Origin of the sequence: Tenebrionibacter intestinalis (genome assembly GCF_016632365.1) — a bacterium.
In the GTDB taxonomy this organism is placed as follows: domain Bacteria; phylum Pseudomonadota; class Gammaproteobacteria; order Enterobacterales; family Enterobacteriaceae; genus Tenebrionibacter; species Tenebrionibacter intestinalis.
The window spans coordinates 1-15,773 of record NZ_JAEPBH010000060.1 but is presented as its reverse complement, the minus strand read 5'-3'; the positions used below and the strand labels follow the sequence as shown (position 1 = coordinate 15,773).

Sequence of the window (15,773 nt, the reverse complement as noted above, 5' to 3'; positions counted from 1 at the left end):
TCCTTTTTTACCCGCCCATTACTGGGGATTCCTCAGCGCCAAAGCGGGTTTTTTTATTTTTTACGGCAGATTACTCTGCTGCTTCTACCTGCGGCTCAGGGCGGTCAACCAGCTCGATGTAAGCCATCGGAGCATTGTCGCCTGCGCGGAAGCCACACTTCAGAATGCGAGTGTAACCACCTGCGCGGCTCGCGAAACGCGGGCCAAGCTCGTTAAACAGTTTTGCCACGATCTCGTTATCACGAGTACGGGCGAATGCCAGACGACGATTAGCAACGCTATCAGTCTTGGCAAGAGTAATCAGCGGCTCAACTACGCGACGCAGCTCTTTCGCTTTCGGCAGAGTCGTCTTGATTATCTCATGACGAACCAGTGAACCTGCCATATTGCGGAACATAGCCTGGCGATGGCTGCTGTTGCGGTTCAGTTGACGACCACTCTTACGATGGCGCATGACCTTATCCTTCTCAGTAAAACCTTAACCTGTGATCCGGTTACTCGTCAGCAATGCTTGCCGGCGGCCAGTTTTCCAGGCGCATGCCCAGAGACAGACCACGCGAAGCCAGCACGTCTTTAATCTCAGTAAGAGATTTTTTACCCAGGTTAGGCGTTTTAAGCAGCTCAACCTCGGTACGCTGTACCAGATCACCGATATAGTGGATAGCTTCTGCCTTAAGGCAGTTAGCAGAGCGGACAGTCAATTCCAGATCGTCAACAGGGCGCAGCAGGATCGGATCGAATTCTGGTTTCTCTTCTTTCACTTCCGGCTGACGTACATCACGCAGGTCAACGAAAGCTTCCAGTTGTTCGGCCAGGATGGTCGCCGCACGACGAATCGCCTCTTCAGGATCGATTGTGCCGTTGGTTTCCATTTCGATGACCAGCTTATCCAGGTCGGTACGCTGTTCTACACGCGCCGCTTCAACATTGTAGGCAATACGCTCTACAGGGCTGTAGCAGGCATCGACCAGCAGACGACCGATCGGGCGCTCATCTTCTTCCGAATGAATTCGGGCAGAAGCCGGCACATAACCGCGTCCACGCTGAATTTTGATACGCATGCTAATAGATGCGTTTTCATCGGTCAGGTGGCAGATCACATGCTGCGGCTTGACGATTTCAACATCACCGTCGTGGGTGATGTCGGCTGCAGTCACAGGGCCAATGCCAGACTTATTCAGAGAAAGGATGACTTCATCTTTACCCTGAACTCTTACCGCCAGCCCTTTCAGGTTGAGCAGGATTTCCAGAATATCTTCCTGGACGCCCTCTTTGGTGCTGTACTCATGAAGTACACCATCAATCTCAACTTCGGTCACCGCGCAACCCGGCATTGATGAAAGCAGAATACGGCGCAGTGCGTTACCCAGAGTATGGCCAAAGCCACGCTCTAAAGGCTCAAGGGTCACCTTGGCGTGCGTCGAACTCACTTGCTCGATATCTACCAGGCGCGGTTTTAGAAACTCTGTCACAGAACCCTGCATTGTGTCCTCTCTTTGGTACTAAGCTTTACTTGGAGTAAAGCTCGACGATCAGGTGTTCGTTAATGTCCGCAGACAGATCGGAACGCTCCGGCTTACGCTTGAACGTGCCTTCCATCTTGCCAGCATCAACTTCCAGCCAAGTTGGCTTTTCACGCTGTTCAGCCAGCTCAAGAGCGGCTTTCACGCGAGACTGCTTCTTGGCCTTCTCACGGACGCTAACAACGTCGTTCGGTTTAACCTGATAAGAAGCGATGTTAACAACACGACCGTTTACCATAACCGCTTTGTGGCTAACCAACTGGCGTGCTTCTGCACGAGTGGCGCCGAAGCCCATACGGTAGACTACGTTGTCCAGACGACCTTCCAGCAGAGCCAACAGGTTTTCACCAGTGTTGCCTTTCAGACGCGCTGCTTCTTTATAGTAGTTACGGAACTGACGCTCCAGCACACCGTAGATACGGCGAACTTTCTGCTTCTCACGCAACTGCACACCATAGTCAGACAGACGCGGCTTACGCGCGCCGTGCTGGCCAGGGGCTTGTTCAATTTTACACTTGGTATCAATCGCGCGAACGCCAGACTTCAGGAACAGGTCTGTGCCCTCGCGACGGCTCAGCTTGAGCTTAGGACCCAAATATCTTGCCATTTTCTTTCTCCAACATTCCTAAAAACGGGCGTTATACGCGACGTTTTTTCGGCGGACGACAACCGTTGTGAGGGATCGGAGTCACATCAGTAATATTTGTGATGCGAAAACCAGCGGCGTTCAGAGCGCGAATCGTAGATTCACGGCCCGGACCCGGACCCTTAACCATAACTTCGAGGTTCTTGATACCGTAATCTTTCACGGCCTCAGCGCAGCGCTCTGCTGCAACCTGAGCTGCAAACGGAGTGGACTTACGTGAACCACGGAAACCGGAACCACCGGCGGTTGCCCAACCCAACGCGTTACCCTGACGATCGGTAATAGTCACGATGGTGTTGTTGAAAGAGGCATGGACATGAGCCACGCCGTCAGAGACTTGCTTTCTTACACGCTTACGTGCACGAACTGGTGCCTTTGCCATTATTCAATCACCCCGATTATTTCTTGATCGGTTTGCGCGGACCCTTACGGGTACGAGCATTGGTCTTGGTACGCTGACCGCGAACCGGAAGACCACGACGATGACGCAAACCACGATAGCAGCCAAGGTCCATCAGACGCTTGATGCTCAGGGTAATTTCACGACGCAGATCGCCTTCTACAACGAACTTACCAACTTCGTCACGCAGCGTGTCGATCTGTTCTTCAGACAGCTCACTGATCTTAACATCTTCAGCGATGCCCGCAGCGGCACAGATGGCCTTGGAGCGGGTTTTGCCGACGCCATAAATAGCGGTTAACGCGATTACAGCATGTTTGTGATCAGGAATGTTAATGCCTGCTATACGGGCCACTATGCACTCCTATAATTTGATATGTACGCTCCATGCTGAAAAGCCCGTTTTCAGGATACTCAAATGGAAACGCACAAACATACAAAAGATTGGCTGGCTAATCTAGCCAGCTCAACCCAACTTTGCAAGAAAAATATGCGAGATAAATCAGCCCTGACGCTGTTTATGCTTCGGCTCGGCGCTGCAAATCACGCGGATGACGCCATCACGCTTAACGATTTTGCAGTTACGGCACATTTTCTTGACGGAAGCACGAACTTTCATTTTTACTCTCCGTAACTTCTCAGGCGCCTGTCGGCCTTAGCCTTTAAGGTTAGCCTTTTTCAATGCAGACTCATACTGACTGGACATCATCAGAGTTTGCACTTGAGCCATAAAGTCCATAATCACGACAACAACGATAAGCAGCGAAGTTCCACCGAAGTAGAACGGCACTTTCATCGCATCACGCATGAACTCCGGGATCAGGCAGATAAAAGTAATATAAAGCGCGCCGACCAGAGTCAGACGGGTCATTACTTTATCAATGTACTTCGCCGTTTGCTCTCCCGGACGAATTCCTGGTACAAATGCACCGGACTTCTTCAGGTTCTCTGCTGTTTCACGCGGGTTGAAAACCAACGCCGTGTAGAAGAAACAGAAGAAGATGATTGCAGACGCATAGAGTAACACATAAAGCGGCTGCCCAGGCTGCAAATACAGCGAAATAGTTGACAGCCAGCCCCAACCGGTACTGCCCCCGAACCACGACGCGATGGTCGCCGGGAACAGAATTATACTGGAAGCGAAGATTGCCGGGATAACCCCTGCCATATTCACTTTCAGCGGCAAATGTGTGCTCTGTGCAGCATAAACACGACGTCCCTGTTGACGTTTAGCATAGTTCACCACGATGCGGCGTTGGCCACGCTCAACGAAAACAACAAAGAAAGTCACTGCGAATACTAATACTGCAACCAACAGCAACAGGAGGAAGTGCAGGTTGCCCTGCCGCGCTTGCTCGATGGTATGACCAATGGCCGGCGGGAGTCCCGCAACAATACCTGCGAAGATTATGATTGAGATACCGTTACCGATACCACGCTCAGTAATCTGTTCGCCCAGCCACATCAGGAACATGGTTCCCGTGACAAGGCTTACAACAGCGGTGAAATAGAATGCAAAGCCTGGATTAATGACCAGACCCTGCATCCCAGGCATATTCGGCAGACCGGTAGCAATACCGATCGACTGGAATATCGCCAGCACCAACGTGCTATAACGAGTGTACTGGCTTATCTTACGACGGCCAGACTCCCCCTCTTTCTTAAGCTCTGCCAGGGCGGGATGAACCACCGTCAGCAACTGGATAATAATCGATGCCGAAATGTACGGCATGATACCCAGCGCAAAGATAGAAGCACGGCTTAACGCACCACCAGAGAACATGTTGAACATTTCAATGATGGTGCCACGCTGTTGATCGAGCAGTTTAGCAAGAACAGTGGCATCGATACCAGGGATCGGAATAAAAGAACCAATGCGGAACACGATCAACGCACCGATAACAAACAAAAGTCTGCGCTTCAGTTCGCCGAAACCGCCCTTAGCACTTTGAAAATCTAATCCTGGTTGCTTTGCCATCTGCTACTTATTCCTCGATTTTACCGCCAGCAGCTTCGATAGCAGCACGAGCACCTTTAGTCACACGCAGGCCACGAACGGTTACCGGAGCAGTGACTTCACCAGCCAAGATCACTTTCGCGAACTCGATCTGGATGCCGATAATGTTAGCTGCTTTCAGCGTGTTCAGGTCAACGACGTCGCCTTCCACTTTAGCGAGATCGGACAGACGAACTTCTGCCGTAACCATCGCCTTGCGAGAGGTGAAACCGAACTTCGGCAGACGACGATACAGCGGCATCTGGCCACCCTCGAACCCGCGACGTACGCCACCGCCAGAACGAGATTTCTGACCTTTGTGACCACGACCACCGGTTTTACCGAGGCCAGAACCGATACCACGCCCCAGACGCTTGCCTTCGCGCTTAGCCCCTTCGGCCGGAGACAGAGTATTTAAACGCATCTCTTACTCCTCAACTTTAACCATGTAGGAAACCGCGTTGACCATACCACGAACGGCAGGAGTATCCTCGCGCTCAACGGTATGTCCAATACGACGCAATCCTAAGCCAGTCAGCGTTGCCTTATGCTTCGGCAAACGACCGATTGCGCTGCGGGTTTGAGTGATTTTAATAGTCTTCGCCATGGTCAATTACCCCAGAATTTCTTCAACGGATTTACCACGCTTGGCAGCGACCATTTCCGGAGATTTCATGTTCTCCAGGCCATCGATAGTTGCACGAACCACGTTGATCGGGTTGGTGGAACCATAGGCCTTAGCGAGAACGTTATGAACTCCAGCGACTTCCAGGACGGCGCGCATTGCACCACCGGCGATGATACCGGTACCTTCGGAAGCCGGCTGCATGAACACGCGAGACCCCGTGTGAACACCTTTAACCGGGTGCTGCAGGGTGCCGTTGTTCAGCGCGACGTTAATCATATTGCGACGGGCTTTTTCCATCGCTTTCTGGATCGCTGCCGGAACTTCACGCGCTTTACCGTAACCAAAACCTACGCGACCATTTCCATCACCCACTACAGTCAGTGCGGTAAAGGAGAAAATACGGCCACCTTTAACAGTTTTAGATACACGGTTTACCGCGATCAGCTTTTCCTGCAGTTCGCCAGCTTGTTTTTCGATGTGAGCCATCTTACACCTCTACCTTAGAACTGAAGGCCAGCTTCACGGGCAGCATCTGCCAGTGCCTGGACACGACCATGATATTGGAAACCGGAACGGTCAAAGGAGACATCTTTGATGCCTTTTTCCAGAGCGCGTTCAGCAACAGCTTTACCGACAGCGGCGGCAGCGTCTTTGTTCCCGGTGTACTTCAGTTGCTCAACGATAGCTTTCTCTACAGTAGAAGCGGCTACCAGAACCTCAGAACCGTTCGGTGCAATTACCTGTGCGTAAATATGACGCGGGGTACGATGTACCACCAGGCGAGTTGCGCCCAGCTCCTGGAGCTTGCGACGTGCGCGGGTCGCACGACGGATACGAGCAGATTTCTTATCCATAGTGTTACCTTACTTCTTCTTAGCCTCTTTGGTACGCACGACTTCGTCGGCGTAACGAACACCCTTGCCTTTGTAAGGCTCAGGACGACGGTAAGCGCGCAGATCTGCTGCAACCTGGCCGATCACCTGCTTATCAGCGCCTTTCAGCACGATTTCAGTTTGAGACGGGCACTCTGCAGTAATCCCTGCCGGCAGCTTGTGTTCAATAGGGTGAGAGAAACCTAAAGACAGGTTTACAACATCACCTTTAACCGCTGCACGATAACCTACACCAACCAGCTGCAGCTTCTTAGTGAAGCCTTCGGTAACACCGATAACCATTGCGTTGAGCAGTGCACGAGCGGTACCCGCCTGCGCCCAGCCGTCAACAAAACCGTCGCGCGGACCGAAAGTCAGCGCATTGTCGGCCTGTTTTACTTCAACAGCATCGTTGATAGTACGAGTCAGCTCGCCGTTTTTACCTTTGATCGAAATAACCTGACCGTTGAGTTTTACCTCTACGCCTGCAGGAATAACGACCGGTGCTTTAGCAACACGAGACATTGTTTTCCTCCAATTAGGCTACGTAGCAGATAATTTCGCCACCAAGACCAGCCTGGCGTGCTGCACGATCGGTCATAACACCTTTAGAGGTAGAAACGACAGCAATACCCAGACCGGCCATAACTTTCGGCAGCTCATCTTTTTTCTTATAGATGCGCAGACCTGGACGGCTGACTCGCTGAATGCTCTCTACCACAGCCTTGCCCTGGAAATACTTAAGCGTCAGTTCCAGTTCAGGCTTGATGTCGCCTTCAATTTTAAAATCTTCAATATAACCTTCTTCCTTCAGCACGTTGGCAATTGCCACTTTCAGCCTGGAGGAAGGCATGGTGACCGCAACTTTGTTCGCGGCCTGACCGTTACGGATACGGGTCAGCATATCCGCGATCGGATCTTGCATGCTCATCTGTCTTTACTCCCGTGATTCAATTGGTGACAATTACCAGCTAGCCTTTTTCAGACCCGGGATTTCGCCGCGCATTGCGGCTTCACGGACCTTAATACGGCTCAACCCGAACTTCCGCAAAACACCATGCGGACGTCCAGTCTGACGGCAGCGGTTACGCTGACGAGACGGGCTGGAATCACGCGGCAGACTCTGCAGCTTGAGAACAGCATTCCAACGATCTTCGTCGGAAGCGTTCACATCAGAGATGATCGCTTTAAGTTCAGCGCGTTTAGCGAAGTATTTTTCAGCCAGAGCGACGCGTTTTACTTCGCGTGCTTTCATTGATTGCTTTGCCATGAATGTAACCCTGGTTTACTTGCGGAACGGGAAGTTAAAGGCAGCCAGCAGAGCGCGGCCTTCATCATCGGATTTCGCAGTGGTGGTGATGGTAATGTCCAGACCACGTACGCGATCGACTTTGTCATAGTCGATTTCCGGGAAGATGATCTGCTCACGGACACCCATGCTGTAGTTGCCACGGCCGTCAAAAGACTTAGTGGACAGGCCACGGAAGTCACGGATACGCGGTACAGCAATAGTGATCAGTCGCTCAAAGAACTCCCACATGCGTTCGCCACGCAGAGTTACTTTACAGCCGATCGGATAGCCCTGACGGATTTTGAAGCCTGCAACAGATTTGCGTGCTTTGGTGACCAGCGGTTTTTGACCGGAGATTGCTGCCAGGTCGGCTGCTGCGTTATCCAGCAGTTTCTTGTCAGCGATCGCTTCACCAACACCCATGTTCAGGGTGATCTTCTCGACCCGAGGGACTTGCATGACAGAATTGTAGTTGAACTCAGTCATGAGTTTTTTAACTACTTCGTCTTTGTAGTAATCATGCAGTTTCGCCATCGTACTACTCCAAATTACTTAATAGTTTCGCCATTAGATTTAAAGAAACGGACTTTTTTACCGTCTTCGAATCTAAAGCCTACACGGTCCGCTTTACCGATTGCCGCATTGAAGAGAGCAACGTTAGAAACCTGAATTGCGGCTTCTTTTTCAACGATGCCACCTGGCTGGTTCAGCGCCGGAACCGGCTTCTGATGTTTCTTAACCAGGTTGATACCTTCAACAATGACCTTGCCGGAAGAAAGGACACTTTTTACTTTACCGCGCTTACCTTTATCTTTGCCGGTCAGCACGATAATTTCGTCATCACGACGGATTTTAGCTGCCATGTTCGCTCCTTAGAGTACTTCTGGTGCCAGAGAGATGATTTTCATGAACTTTTCAGAACGCAGTTCACGAGTTACCGGCCCAAAAATACGCGTTCCGATAGGCTGCTCGCTGTTGTTGTTCAGAAGAACACAAGCATTGCCATCGAAGCGAACGACAGAACCGTCAGGGCGACGAACACCCTTTCTGGTGCGCACCACTACCGCCTTCAGCACATCACCTTTTTTGACCTTACCACGCGGAATCGCTTCTTTGATGGTGATCTTGATGATATCGCCTACGCCTGCGTAGCGACGGTGCGAGCCACCCAGAACCTTGATACACATTACGCGACGCGCGCCGGAGTTGTCGGCGACGTTCAGCATAGTCTGTTCCTGGATCATTTAGTGCTCCGCTAATGTCAACTACTACTACTTTGGGACCCGAAAATGGGTCGTTAGAAAACCCCATACTCAGGGGCGCGGCATTATAACACCGGTTCCTGACTATGGGTAGAAAAAATAAACGGCCCATCGCTGGGCCGTTTATTCTTGAGAAGCGTTTACTGTATTACAGAATCGCTTTCTCTACAACGCGAACGAGTGTCCAGGACTTCGTCTTAGACAGCGGACGGCATTCGCGGATTTCCACCACGTCGCCGATACCGCATTCGTTATTTTCGTCATGAATGTGCAGCTTAGTCGTACGCTTAATGAATTTACCGTAGATCGGATGCTTCACGAAACGCTCAATAGCAACAACCGCAGATTTCTGCATTTTGTCGCTAATTACGCGACCCTGCAGAGTACGGATTTTGTCAGTCATTACGCACCCGCCTTCTGAGTCAGTAAAGTCTTAACGCGTGCGACATTACGACGCACTTGCTTCAACAGATGGGTCTGTTGTAGCTGGCCACTTGCCGCCTGCATGCGCAGGTTGAACTGCTCGCGCAGCAGGTTAAGCAGCTCGGTGTTCAGCTCTTCAACGCTCTTTTCACGCAGCTCTTTTGCTTTCATTACATCACCGTCTTAGTTACAAAGGTGGTTTTGATCGGCAGTTTCGCTGCTGCCAGCTTGAATGCTTCACGGGCCAGCTCTTCCGGTACGCCGTCCATTTCATACAGGACTTTACCCGGCTGAATCAAGGCAACCCAGTACTCCACGTTACCTTTACCTTTACCCATACGCACTTCCAGCGGCTTTTCGGTGATCGGTTTGTCCGGGAATACACGGATCCAGATCTTACCCTGACGCTTAACTGCACGGGTCATTGCACGACGTGCTGCTTCGATCTGACGGGCAGTCAGACGACCACGGCCAACAGCTTTGAGACCGAAAGTGCCGAAGCTAACATCCGTACCGGCAGCCAGACCACGGTTGCGGCCTTTGTGCACTTTACGGAATTTTGTACGCTTTGGTTGTAACATCAGCGACGCTCCTTATTTACGGCCTTTACGCTGCTGCTTTTTCGGTTGCGCAGCCGGTTTTTCCGGTTGTTCAACAGCAGCCATACCACCCAGGATCTCACCTTTGAAGATCCACACCTTAACGCCGATTACACCGTAAGTGGTGTGCGCTTCAGAAGTGTTGTAGTCGATATCAGCACGCAGCGTATGCAGCGGTACACGACCTTCACGGTACCATTCGGTACGTGCGATCTCAGCACCACCCAGACGGCCGCTCACTTCCACTTTGATACCTTTCGCGCCCAGACGCATTGCGTTCTGTACAGCACGCTTCATCGCACGACGGAACATCACGCGACGTTCCAACTGCGAAGTAATGCTGTCAGCAACCAGTTTTGCATCCAGTTCAGGCTTGCGCACTTCGGCGATATTGATCTGCGCAGGAACGCCAGCGATATCCGCTACGATCTTGCGCAGTTTTTCTACGTCTTCACCTTTCTTACCGATAACGATACCCGGGCGAGCGGTGTGAATGGTCACACGGATGCTCTTAGCCGGACGCTCGATAACGATACGAGATACAGACGCTTTAGCCAGTTCCTTTGTCAGGTACTGACGTACTTTAAAGTCGCTGTCCAGGTTGTCAGCGAATTCTTTGGTGTTCGCAAACCAGGTAGAGTTCCATGGTTTTACAATACCCAGGCGAATACCATTAGGATGTACTTTCTGACCCATTGCTAGTCTCCAGAGTCTCAGCGATCGGACACAACCACAGTAATGTGGCTGGTGCGCTTCAGGATGCGATCTGCACGACCTTTCGCACGCGGCATAATGCGCTTCATGCTCGGGCCTTCGTCGACGAAAATTTTCGCGACTTTCAGATCGTCGATGTCAGCGCCATCGTTGTGTTCAGCGTTAGCAATGGCAGATTCCAGAACCTTCTTGACCAGTACAGCCGCTTTCTTATTGGTGTAGGTCAGAATATCCAGAGCCTGCGACACTTTCTTACCGCGGATCAGGTCAGCCACCAGGCGAACCTTCTGAGCAGAAGAACGAGCATGGCGATGTTTAGCGATAGTTTCCATCTCTTCCTCCTCTCTTAGCGTTTCTTGGCTTTTTTATCAGCCGCGTGGCCGCGATAAGTACGGGTCGGTGCGAATTCACCCAGCTTGTGACCGACCATTTCGTCGGTGACGAATACCGGAACGTGCTGACGACCATTATGGACAGCGATGGTCAAACCGATCATGTTCGGAAAGATCGTTGAACGACGGGACCAGGTGCGCAGGGGCTTCTTGTCTCCGCTTTCCACCGCTTTCTCTACCTTCTTCAGCAAGTGCAGGTCAATAAAAGGACCTTTCTTGAGAGAACGTGGCATGGCTTATCCTCTAAAATTATTTTTTGCTACGGCGACGTACGATGAATTTATCAGTACGCTTATTGCTGCGGGTCTTCTTACCTTTGGTCTGAACGCCCCACGGCGTTACCGGGTGCTTACCAAAGTTACGACCTTCACCACCACCATGTGGGTGGTCTACCGGGTTCATCGCAGTACCGCGAACGGTAGGACGAACGCCACGCCAGCGGTTTGCACCTGCTTTACCCAGAACGCGCAGCATATGCTCTGCGTTGCCAACTTCGCCCAGGGTCGCGCGGCAGTCGGCTTCGACTTTACGCATTTCGCCAGAACGCAGGCGCAGGGTAACGTAAGCGCCGTCGCGAGCGACGATCTGTACGTAGGTGCCCGCAGAACGCGCCAACTGACCGCCTTTACCCGGTTTCATTTCTACGTTATGCACGGTAGAACCCACCGGGATATTGCGCATCGGCAGGGTGTTGCCGGTTTTGATTGCAGCATCAACGCCAGACTGAATCTGGTCGCCAGCTTTCAGGCCTTTCGGGGCCAGGATGTAACGGCGCTCGCCGTCTTTGTACAGAACCAGCGCGATGTTCGCAGAGCGGTTCGGATCGTACTCAAGACGTTCAACTACAGCCGGGATGCCGTCTTTGTTGCGCTTGAAGTCAACAATACGGTAAGCCTGCTTGTGGCCACCACCGATATGACGAGTGGTGATGCGACCATTGTTGTTACGACCACCGGTTTTGCTGTTTTTTTCCAGCAACGGCGCAAAAGGTTTGCCCTTGTGCAGCTCAGGGTTGACCACTTTAACGACGTGGCGACGACCCGGAGATGTCGGTTTACACTTAACAACTGCCATTGTATTACTCCTCCGACTTACTCAGCGCCGCCAACGAAGTCCAGGTTCTGGCCTTCTTTCAGGGTGACGTAAGCTTTTTTCCAGTCGCTACGACGACCGATACGCTGCCCGTGACGCTTAACCTTACCCTTAACTACCAGGGTACGGACGTCATTGACTTCGACTTCAAACAGTTTCTGCACAGCAGCTTTGATTTCTGCTTTGGTCGCGTCTTTAGCAACTTTGAGAACGATGGTGTTATGTTTTTCCATCGCGGTAGACGCTTTTTCAGAAACGTGCGGTGCGCGCAGCACCTTCAGCAGACGTTCTTCACGAATCATGCCAGCATCTCCTCAACTTGCTTAACAGCATCAGCAGTCATGACAACTTTGTCGAAGGCGATCAGGCTAACCGGGTCGATGCCGCTTGCATCGCGCACGTCAACCTTATGCAGGTTGCGCGCGGCCAGGAACAGATTTTCATCCAGTTCACCGGTGATGATCAGCACATCTTCCAGCGCCATGTCTTTCAGTTTCTGCGCCAGCAGCTTAGTTTTCGGCGCTTCAACAGAGAACTTCTCGACAACGATCAGACGATCCTGACGTACCAGTTCGGACAGAATGCTTTTCAGCGCGCCGCGGTACATCTTTTTGTTAACTTTTTGACTGTGGTCCTGCGGACGTGCAGCAAAGGTTACGCCACCAGAGCGCCAGATCGGGCTCTTGATGGAACCAGAACGCGCACGACCAGTCCCTTTCTGGCGCCACGGCTTTTTGCCGGAGCCAGTGATTTCGGCACGGGTTTTCTGAGCGCGAGTACCCTGACGGGCACCTGCAGCGTAAGCAACTACAACCTGGTGTACCAGCGCTTCGTTGAAATCACGACCGAAGGTAGTTTCGGAAACAGTCAGCGCGCTGTTAGCGTCTTTCAGTACTAATTCCATTGCTATCTCCTCACGCCTTCACAGCTGGTTTAACGATGAGGTCGCTACCGGTTGCACCCGGAACTGCGCCCTTAACCAGCAGCAGGTTGCGCTCAGCGTCAACGCGTACTACATCCAGGCTCTGAACGGTTACGCGCTCATTACCCAGCTGACCTGCCATTTTCTTGCCTTTGAATACCTTGCCCGGAGTCTGGTTCTGACCGATAGAACCCGGAACGCGGTGAGACAAGGAGTTACCGTGAGTCGCGTCCTGGGTACGGAAGTTCCAGCGCTTAACGGTACCGGCGAAACCTTTACCTTTAGAGGTACCGGTTACGTCGACTTTTTTAACGTCAGCAAACAGCTCAACGCTAATATCCTGACCTACGGTGAATTCTTCGCCTTCGCCTAAGCGGAATTCCCACAGACCACGGCCAGCTTCTACGCCAGCTTTAGCGAAGTGACCCGCTTCCGGCTTGGTTACGCGGTTCGCTTTTTTAGCGCCGGTGGTAACCTGGATCGCGCGGTAGCCATCATTAGCCAGGTCTTTAACCTGAGTAACACGGTTTGCTTCAACTTCAATAACGGTTACAGGGATAGAAACGCCTTCTTCAGTGAAGATGCGGGTCATACCCACTTTTTTACCGACTAAACCAATCATTGTTTCAACCTCTCAATCGCTCAATGACCTGATTAACCCAGGCTGATCTGCACGTCTACACCGGCAGCCAGATCCAGACGCATCAGAGCATCAACGGTTTTCTCGGTTGGCTCAACGATGTCAACCAGACGCTTGTGAGTGCGGATTTCGTACTGATCGCGCGCGTCTTTATTGACGTGCGGAGAGATCAGAACGGTGAAGCGCTCTTTGCGAGTCGGCAGCGGGATCGGACCACGAACCTGCGCACCAGTGCGCTTGGCAGTCTCGACGATTTCCGCGGTTGATTGATCGATCAGGCGATGATCAAACGCTTTAAGGCGGATACGGATTCTTTGGTTCTGCATGAGACCAGAGCTCCAATTATTTATAGACGAAAAGAATTACTCCTCACACCCATTACGATTGATGGGGGAGTGTAATCGTTCATTTACGTAGCCCCCCAATTGGGGGCATTGTTGGCAGCAAAATCACCGCCGGGGTTACAGTTGAACCCGCCATCAATATCTGACAGCCCGCGCATTATACGCGAAACTGGCCCTAACGCAAGGGCGCTCATAAAACACGCATAATGAAATCAGGCAGGAGAGAGTGACGTTACAGAAGATTAACAACGTCCCGACAGCTTAAGTTAAGCGCCATGCCGCCGGGTAACAAACGCCCGCCCGGCGGCAGACCACTCAGGAGGCTTCTTTTTTAAGCTGCGACTGAATATAGTTTTGCAGACCAATGCGGGCAATCAGCGCCAGTTCAGTTTCCAGCCAGTCGATATGATGTTCTTCTTCTGCCAGGATAGCGATCATCATATCGCGGCTAACGTAGTCGTGGATGGTATCGGCATAAGCGATGGCTTCGCGTAAATCTTTCGCCCCTTCCAGCTCCAGCGCCAGATCGGACCGCAGCATCTCTTCAACGTCTTCGCCAATACGCAGCTTACCGAGATCCTGTAAGTTAGGTATGCCTTCAAGAAATAAAATACGCTCAATATATTTATCAGCGTGTTTCATTTCATCGATCGATTCATGGTATTCAACATCGTTCAGACGCTTGAGGCCCCAGTCTTTAAACATTCTTGCATGCAGAAAATACTGATTAATCGCGACAAGCTCATTACCCAACAACTTGTTGAGATAATTTATTATTTTTACATCGCCTTTCATTATTTTGACCCTCCGTTTCCATCATATTTACATTGAGCGTAGATGGGCTATGGAGATAGTCAAAAAAAGTTGCGTCTGATGTGACGGACATCAGGGCTCAGAGGATCTCAACGACGACAACCGCTGGCAAACAGAGGTTATCAGGCAATTTCTTTATAGTCCGGCATCTGTTCCCATTCTTCCTGCATAATTTCCCGACAGGCCTTAACGCATTTACCGCATTGATTGCCGACAGGCACAAACTTACGCAACTGCTGAAACGACCGCGGCTGAAACTGGCGCACAGCCTGACGAACCTTTTTATCACTCACGCCATTGCATAAACAAACGTACATAGCAACTCCCGTTCAAAAACCGAGCAAAGTGTAAATAAGAATGCTTATTATTACAATAGATTTTTCATGTGAGTTTCCCGTATATACGCTACGCATGCATGAATTGATATCGTTGCAATCCTGACAGTTATGCTAACCTGTGCGCACTTGTGAAAACGGAAGAATAATGGAGTCGCCAGTTATGTCTGAAGAACAGAAACAGGAAAAGCAGGAGCAGGAAAAATCTCCAACGGTGGATAAAGCCCTGCTCAAATCCCGTACGGTTATCATTTCCGAGAAAATTACCCAGGAACTGGCTGCGAAAGTGACGGCCAGGCTTCTGGCGCTCCAGGAAATGAGCGACGAGCCGATTACGCTTTTCATTAACAGTCAGGGGGGTCACGTCGAAGCTGGCGATACGATCCACGACATGATTAAATTTATCAGACCTGAAGTGCGGGTTGTGGGCACCGGCTGGGTCGCCAGCGCAGGCATCACTATCTATCTCGCGGCCCGCAAAGAAAACCGATATACCCTGCCAAACACACGTTTTATGATTCATCAGCCGCTGGGCGGCGTGCGCGGCCAGGTAACGGATATCCAGATTGAAGCCAATGAAATTCTGCGCATTCGCGACAGAATCAATCGCATTATCAGCGACGGCACCGGCCAGCCGTATGAGAAAGTGGTACAGGATACCGACAGGAACTTCTGGATGAGCCCGCAGGAAGCCATTGAGTACGGCATCGCTACGCACCTCATCACTCATCAGGACGAACTGGGCAAACGCTGAAATAGCGCGTACGTAAAAAGCCGCGCTGTGGTAGACAAAGCGGCATTAAAAAGGGCGCCGAAGCGCCCTTTTTAGTTCTTTGCTAAAACTTAGCCGAGAACTTTAGCAACCACGCCCGCGCCAACGG

Annotated in this window: 31 protein-coding genes; 1 reads left to right on the top strand and 30 read right to left on the bottom strand. The window is 51.4% G+C overall.

Annotated features, from left to right (window positions below; translation table 11 throughout):
• Positions 1-70: 70 nt before the first annotated feature.
• The 30 genes from rplQ to bfd form a co-directional block, all read right to left on the bottom strand.
• Complete coding sequence (gene rplQ / locus JJB97_RS16580; protein ID WP_238715168.1) at positions 71-454, bottom strand: 50S ribosomal protein L17; 384 nt, start codon at positions 452-454, stop codon at positions 71-73.
• A 40-nt stretch (positions 455-494) separates the two neighbouring features.
• Entirely contained in the window at positions 495-1,484 is a 990-nt protein-coding gene (locus JJB97_RS16575; protein ID WP_238715167.1) for a DNA-directed RNA polymerase subunit alpha, read from the bottom strand.
• A 25-nt stretch (positions 1,485-1,509) separates the two neighbouring features.
• Complete coding sequence (gene rpsD, locus JJB97_RS16570; RefSeq protein ID WP_017374139.1) at positions 1,510-2,130, bottom strand: 30S ribosomal protein S4; 621 nt, start codon at positions 2,128-2,130, stop codon at positions 1,510-1,512.
• A gap of 31 nt (positions 2,131-2,161) precedes the next feature.
• Complete coding sequence (gene rpsK / locus JJB97_RS16565) at positions 2,162-2,551, bottom strand: 30S ribosomal protein S11 (RefSeq protein WP_004160563.1); 390 nt, start codon at positions 2,549-2,551, stop codon at positions 2,162-2,164.
• 16 nt (positions 2,552-2,567) lie between these two features.
• The gene (gene rpsM / locus JJB97_RS16560) at positions 2,568-2,924 is read right to left on the bottom strand and encodes a 30S ribosomal protein S13 (protein ID WP_238715166.1); all 357 of its coding nucleotides are present in this window, start codon (positions 2,922-2,924) and stop codon (positions 2,568-2,570) included.
• Positions 2,925-3,071: 147 nt separating this feature from the next.
• Complete coding sequence (rpmJ, locus tag JJB97_RS16555) at positions 3,072-3,188, bottom strand: 50S ribosomal protein L36 (RefSeq protein WP_071532735.1); 117 nt, start codon at positions 3,186-3,188, stop codon at positions 3,072-3,074.
• A 36-nt stretch (positions 3,189-3,224) separates the two neighbouring features.
• Positions 3,225-4,547, bottom strand: coding sequence for a preprotein translocase subunit SecY (gene secY, locus JJB97_RS16550; RefSeq protein WP_238715165.1), 1,323 nt, complete (start codon positions 4,545-4,547; stop codon positions 3,225-3,227).
• A gap of 7 nt (positions 4,548-4,554) precedes the next feature.
• Positions 4,555-4,989: a 50S ribosomal protein L15 gene (gene rplO / locus JJB97_RS16545; protein ID WP_238715164.1), complete on the bottom strand. Its 435-nt coding sequence runs from the start codon at positions 4,987-4,989 to the stop codon at positions 4,555-4,557.
• Between the two features lie 3 nt (positions 4,990-4,992).
• On the bottom strand, positions 4,993-5,172 hold the full coding sequence (gene rpmD, locus JJB97_RS16540) for a 50S ribosomal protein L30 (protein WP_238715163.1): 180 nt from the start codon (positions 5,170-5,172) through the stop codon (positions 4,993-4,995).
• Positions 5,173-5,178: 6 nt separating this feature from the next.
• Positions 5,179-5,679 (bottom strand): 30S ribosomal protein S5, encoded by a 501-nt coding sequence (gene rpsE / locus JJB97_RS16535; protein WP_238715162.1) that lies wholly within the window; start codon positions 5,677-5,679, stop codon positions 5,179-5,181.
• A gap of 14 nt (positions 5,680-5,693) precedes the next feature.
• Complete coding sequence (rplR, locus tag JJB97_RS16530) at positions 5,694-6,047, bottom strand: 50S ribosomal protein L18 (protein ID WP_238715161.1); 354 nt, start codon at positions 6,045-6,047, stop codon at positions 5,694-5,696.
• Positions 6,048-6,056: 9 nt separating this feature from the next.
• Entirely contained in the window at positions 6,057-6,590 is a 534-nt protein-coding gene (rplF, locus tag JJB97_RS16525) for a 50S ribosomal protein L6 (RefSeq protein WP_238715160.1), read from the bottom strand.
• 13 nt (positions 6,591-6,603) lie between these two features.
• Positions 6,604-6,996 carry a 30S ribosomal protein S8 gene (rpsH, locus tag JJB97_RS16520; RefSeq protein WP_238715159.1) on the bottom strand — a complete coding sequence of 131 codons (393 nt, stop codon included), beginning with the start codon at positions 6,994-6,996 and terminating at the stop codon, positions 6,604-6,606.
• A gap of 33 nt (positions 6,997-7,029) precedes the next feature.
• Positions 7,030-7,335 (bottom strand): 30S ribosomal protein S14, encoded by a 306-nt coding sequence (rpsN, locus tag JJB97_RS16515; RefSeq protein ID WP_017374147.1) that lies wholly within the window; start codon positions 7,333-7,335, stop codon positions 7,030-7,032.
• A 15-nt stretch (positions 7,336-7,350) separates the two neighbouring features.
• Positions 7,351-7,890 carry a 50S ribosomal protein L5 gene (gene rplE / locus JJB97_RS16510; protein ID WP_238715158.1) on the bottom strand — a complete coding sequence of 180 codons (540 nt, stop codon included), beginning with the start codon at positions 7,888-7,890 and terminating at the stop codon, positions 7,351-7,353.
• A 14-nt stretch (positions 7,891-7,904) separates the two neighbouring features.
• Positions 7,905-8,219 (bottom strand): 50S ribosomal protein L24, encoded by a 315-nt coding sequence (rplX, locus tag JJB97_RS16505; RefSeq protein WP_238715157.1) that lies wholly within the window; start codon positions 8,217-8,219, stop codon positions 7,905-7,907.
• 9 nt (positions 8,220-8,228) lie between these two features.
• On the bottom strand, positions 8,229-8,600 hold the full coding sequence (gene rplN / locus JJB97_RS16500) for a 50S ribosomal protein L14 (protein WP_035344535.1): 372 nt from the start codon (positions 8,598-8,600) through the stop codon (positions 8,229-8,231).
• Between the two features lie 166 nt (positions 8,601-8,766).
• The gene (gene rpsQ, locus JJB97_RS16495) at positions 8,767-9,021 is read right to left on the bottom strand and encodes a 30S ribosomal protein S17 (protein ID WP_067427355.1); all 255 of its coding nucleotides are present in this window, start codon (positions 9,019-9,021) and stop codon (positions 8,767-8,769) included.
• Positions 9,021-9,212: a 50S ribosomal protein L29 gene (gene rpmC / locus JJB97_RS16490; RefSeq protein WP_039288296.1), complete on the bottom strand. Its 192-nt coding sequence runs from the start codon at positions 9,210-9,212 to the stop codon at positions 9,021-9,023. The genes rpsQ and rpmC overlap by 1 nt, the downstream gene beginning before the upstream one ends.
• Positions 9,212-9,622 (bottom strand): 50S ribosomal protein L16, encoded by a 411-nt coding sequence (gene rplP / locus JJB97_RS16485; RefSeq protein ID WP_008927134.1) that lies wholly within the window; start codon positions 9,620-9,622, stop codon positions 9,212-9,214. The genes rpmC and rplP overlap by 1 nt, the downstream gene beginning before the upstream one ends.
• A gap of 12 nt (positions 9,623-9,634) precedes the next feature.
• Complete coding sequence (gene rpsC, locus JJB97_RS16480) at positions 9,635-10,336, bottom strand: 30S ribosomal protein S3 (protein WP_000529943.1); 702 nt, start codon at positions 10,334-10,336, stop codon at positions 9,635-9,637.
• Positions 10,337-10,353: 17 nt separating this feature from the next.
• Complete coding sequence (gene rplV, locus JJB97_RS16475; RefSeq protein ID WP_002438719.1) at positions 10,354-10,686, bottom strand: 50S ribosomal protein L22; 333 nt, start codon at positions 10,684-10,686, stop codon at positions 10,354-10,356.
• A 14-nt stretch (positions 10,687-10,700) separates the two neighbouring features.
• Positions 10,701-10,979 carry a 30S ribosomal protein S19 gene (rpsS, locus tag JJB97_RS16470; protein ID WP_017374152.1) on the bottom strand — a complete coding sequence of 93 codons (279 nt, stop codon included), beginning with the start codon at positions 10,977-10,979 and terminating at the stop codon, positions 10,701-10,703.
• 16 nt (positions 10,980-10,995) lie between these two features.
• A complete protein-coding gene (rplB, locus tag JJB97_RS16465; protein ID WP_238715156.1) occupies positions 10,996-11,820 on the bottom strand; it encodes a 50S ribosomal protein L2 in 825 nt (274 codons plus the stop codon).
• A 17-nt stretch (positions 11,821-11,837) separates the two neighbouring features.
• Entirely contained in the window at positions 11,838-12,140 is a 303-nt protein-coding gene (gene rplW, locus JJB97_RS16460) for a 50S ribosomal protein L23 (RefSeq protein WP_238715155.1), read from the bottom strand.
• On the bottom strand, positions 12,137-12,742 hold the full coding sequence (gene rplD / locus JJB97_RS16455; RefSeq protein ID WP_238715154.1) for a 50S ribosomal protein L4: 606 nt from the start codon (positions 12,740-12,742) through the stop codon (positions 12,137-12,139). The genes rplW and rplD overlap by 4 nt, the downstream gene beginning before the upstream one ends.
• Before the next feature lie 10 nt (positions 12,743-12,752).
• Positions 12,753-13,382 (bottom strand): 50S ribosomal protein L3, encoded by a 630-nt coding sequence (gene rplC / locus JJB97_RS16450; protein WP_238715153.1) that lies wholly within the window; start codon positions 13,380-13,382, stop codon positions 12,753-12,755.
• Between the two features lie 32 nt (positions 13,383-13,414).
• On the bottom strand, positions 13,415-13,726 hold the full coding sequence (gene rpsJ / locus JJB97_RS16445) for a 30S ribosomal protein S10 (protein WP_001181005.1): 312 nt from the start codon (positions 13,724-13,726) through the stop codon (positions 13,415-13,417).
• Between the two features lie 333 nt (positions 13,727-14,059).
• The gene (bfr, locus tag JJB97_RS16440) at positions 14,060-14,539 is read right to left on the bottom strand and encodes a bacterioferritin (RefSeq protein WP_238715152.1); all 480 of its coding nucleotides are present in this window, start codon (positions 14,537-14,539) and stop codon (positions 14,060-14,062) included.
• A gap of 140 nt (positions 14,540-14,679) precedes the next feature.
• Positions 14,680-14,874: a bacterioferritin-associated ferredoxin gene (gene bfd / locus JJB97_RS16435; protein WP_238715151.1), complete on the bottom strand. Its 195-nt coding sequence runs from the start codon at positions 14,872-14,874 to the stop codon at positions 14,680-14,682.
• A 181-nt stretch (positions 14,875-15,055) separates the two neighbouring features.
• On the opposite strand from bfd, the gene JJB97_RS16430 reads away from it, so the two are divergent.
• Positions 15,056-15,646 (top strand): ATP-dependent Clp protease proteolytic subunit, encoded by a 591-nt coding sequence (locus JJB97_RS16430; RefSeq protein ID WP_238715150.1) that lies wholly within the window; start codon positions 15,056-15,058, stop codon positions 15,644-15,646.
• Positions 15,647-15,773: the final 127 nt, after the last annotated feature.

Bases quoted from the DNA above. Each gene is read 5' to 3' on its own strand.
- secY (WP_238715165.1), bottom strand. From the start codon at position 4,547: ATGGCAAAGCAACCAGGATTAGATTTTCAAAGTGCTAAGGGCGGTTTC.
- rpmD (WP_238715163.1), bottom strand. From the start codon at position 5,172: ATGGCGAAGACTATTAAAATCACTCAAACCCGCAGCGCAATCGGTCGT.
- rpsH (WP_238715159.1), bottom strand. From the start codon at position 6,996: ATGAGCATGCAAGATCCGATCGCGGATATGCTGACCCGTATCCGTAAC.
- rplW (WP_238715155.1), bottom strand. From the start codon at position 12,140: ATGATTCGTGAAGAACGTCTGCTGAAGGTGCTGCGCGCACCGCACGTT.
- rplR (WP_238715161.1), bottom strand. From the start codon at position 6,047: ATGGATAAGAAATCTGCTCGTATCCGTCGTGCGACCCGCGCACGTCGC.
- rplN (WP_035344535.1), bottom strand. From the start codon at position 8,600: ATGATCCAGGAACAGACTATGCTGAACGTCGCCGACAACTCCGGCGCG.
- rplC (WP_238715153.1), bottom strand. From the start codon at position 13,382: ATGATTGGTTTAGTCGGTAAAAAAGTGGGTATGACCCGCATCTTCACT.
- rpsC (WP_000529943.1), bottom strand. From the start codon at position 10,336: ATGGGTCAGAAAGTACATCCTAATGGTATTCGCCTGGGTATTGTAAAA.
- rpsD (WP_017374139.1), bottom strand. From the start codon at position 2,130: ATGGCAAGATATTTGGGTCCTAAGCTCAAGCTGAGCCGTCGCGAGGGC.
- rplF (WP_238715160.1), bottom strand. From the start codon at position 6,590: ATGTCTCGTGTTGCTAAAGCACCGGTCGTTATTCCTGCAGGCGTAGAG.
- rpsE (WP_238715162.1), bottom strand. From the start codon at position 5,679: ATGGCTCACATCGAAAAACAAGCTGGCGAACTGCAGGAAAAGCTGATC.
- JJB97_RS16575 (WP_238715167.1), bottom strand. From the start codon at position 1,484: ATGCAGGGTTCTGTGACAGAGTTTCTAAAACCGCGCCTGGTAGATATC.
- rpsQ (WP_067427355.1), bottom strand. From the start codon at position 9,021: ATGACTGACAAAATCCGTACTCTGCAGGGTCGCGTAATTAGCGACAAA.
- JJB97_RS16430 (WP_238715150.1), top strand. From the start codon at position 15,056: ATGTCTGAAGAACAGAAACAGGAAAAGCAGGAGCAGGAAAAATCTCCA.
- rplD (WP_238715154.1), bottom strand. From the start codon at position 12,742: ATGGAATTAGTACTGAAAGACGCTAACAGCGCGCTGACTGTTTCCGAA.
- rpsS (WP_017374152.1), bottom strand. From the start codon at position 10,979: ATGCCACGTTCTCTCAAGAAAGGTCCTTTTATTGACCTGCACTTGCTG.
- rpmJ (WP_071532735.1), bottom strand. From the start codon at position 3,188: ATGAAAGTTCGTGCTTCCGTCAAGAAAATGTGCCGTAACTGCAAAATC.
- rpsJ (WP_001181005.1), bottom strand. From the start codon at position 13,726: ATGCAGAACCAAAGAATCCGTATCCGCCTTAAAGCGTTTGATCATCGC.
- rplO (WP_238715164.1), bottom strand. From the start codon at position 4,989: ATGCGTTTAAATACTCTGTCTCCGGCCGAAGGGGCTAAGCGCGAAGGC.
- bfd (WP_238715151.1), bottom strand. From the start codon at position 14,874: ATGTACGTTTGTTTATGCAATGGCGTGAGTGATAAAAAGGTTCGTCAG.
- rplX (WP_238715157.1), bottom strand. From the start codon at position 8,219: ATGGCAGCTAAAATCCGTCGTGATGACGAAATTATCGTGCTGACCGGC.
- rpsN (WP_017374147.1), bottom strand. From the start codon at position 7,335: ATGGCAAAGCAATCAATGAAAGCACGCGAAGTAAAACGCGTCGCTCTG.
- rplQ (WP_238715168.1), bottom strand. From the start codon at position 454: ATGCGCCATCGTAAGAGTGGTCGTCAACTGAACCGCAACAGCAGCCAT.
- bfr (WP_238715152.1), bottom strand. From the start codon at position 14,539: ATGAAAGGCGATGTAAAAATAATAAATTATCTCAACAAGTTGTTGGGT.
- rplB (WP_238715156.1), bottom strand. From the start codon at position 11,820: ATGGCAGTTGTTAAGTGTAAACCGACATCTCCGGGTCGTCGCCACGTC.
- rplE (WP_238715158.1), bottom strand. From the start codon at position 7,890: ATGGCGAAACTGCATGATTACTACAAAGACGAAGTAGTTAAAAAACTC.
- rplP (WP_008927134.1), bottom strand. From the start codon at position 9,622: ATGTTACAACCAAAGCGTACAAAATTCCGTAAAGTGCACAAAGGCCGC.
- rpsK (WP_004160563.1), bottom strand. From the start codon at position 2,551: ATGGCAAAGGCACCAGTTCGTGCACGTAAGCGTGTAAGAAAGCAAGTC.
- rpmC (WP_039288296.1), bottom strand. From the start codon at position 9,212: ATGAAAGCAAAAGAGCTGCGTGAAAAGAGCGTTGAAGAGCTGAACACC.
- rplV (WP_002438719.1), bottom strand. From the start codon at position 10,686: ATGGAAACTATCGCTAAACATCGCCATGCTCGTTCTTCTGCTCAGAAG.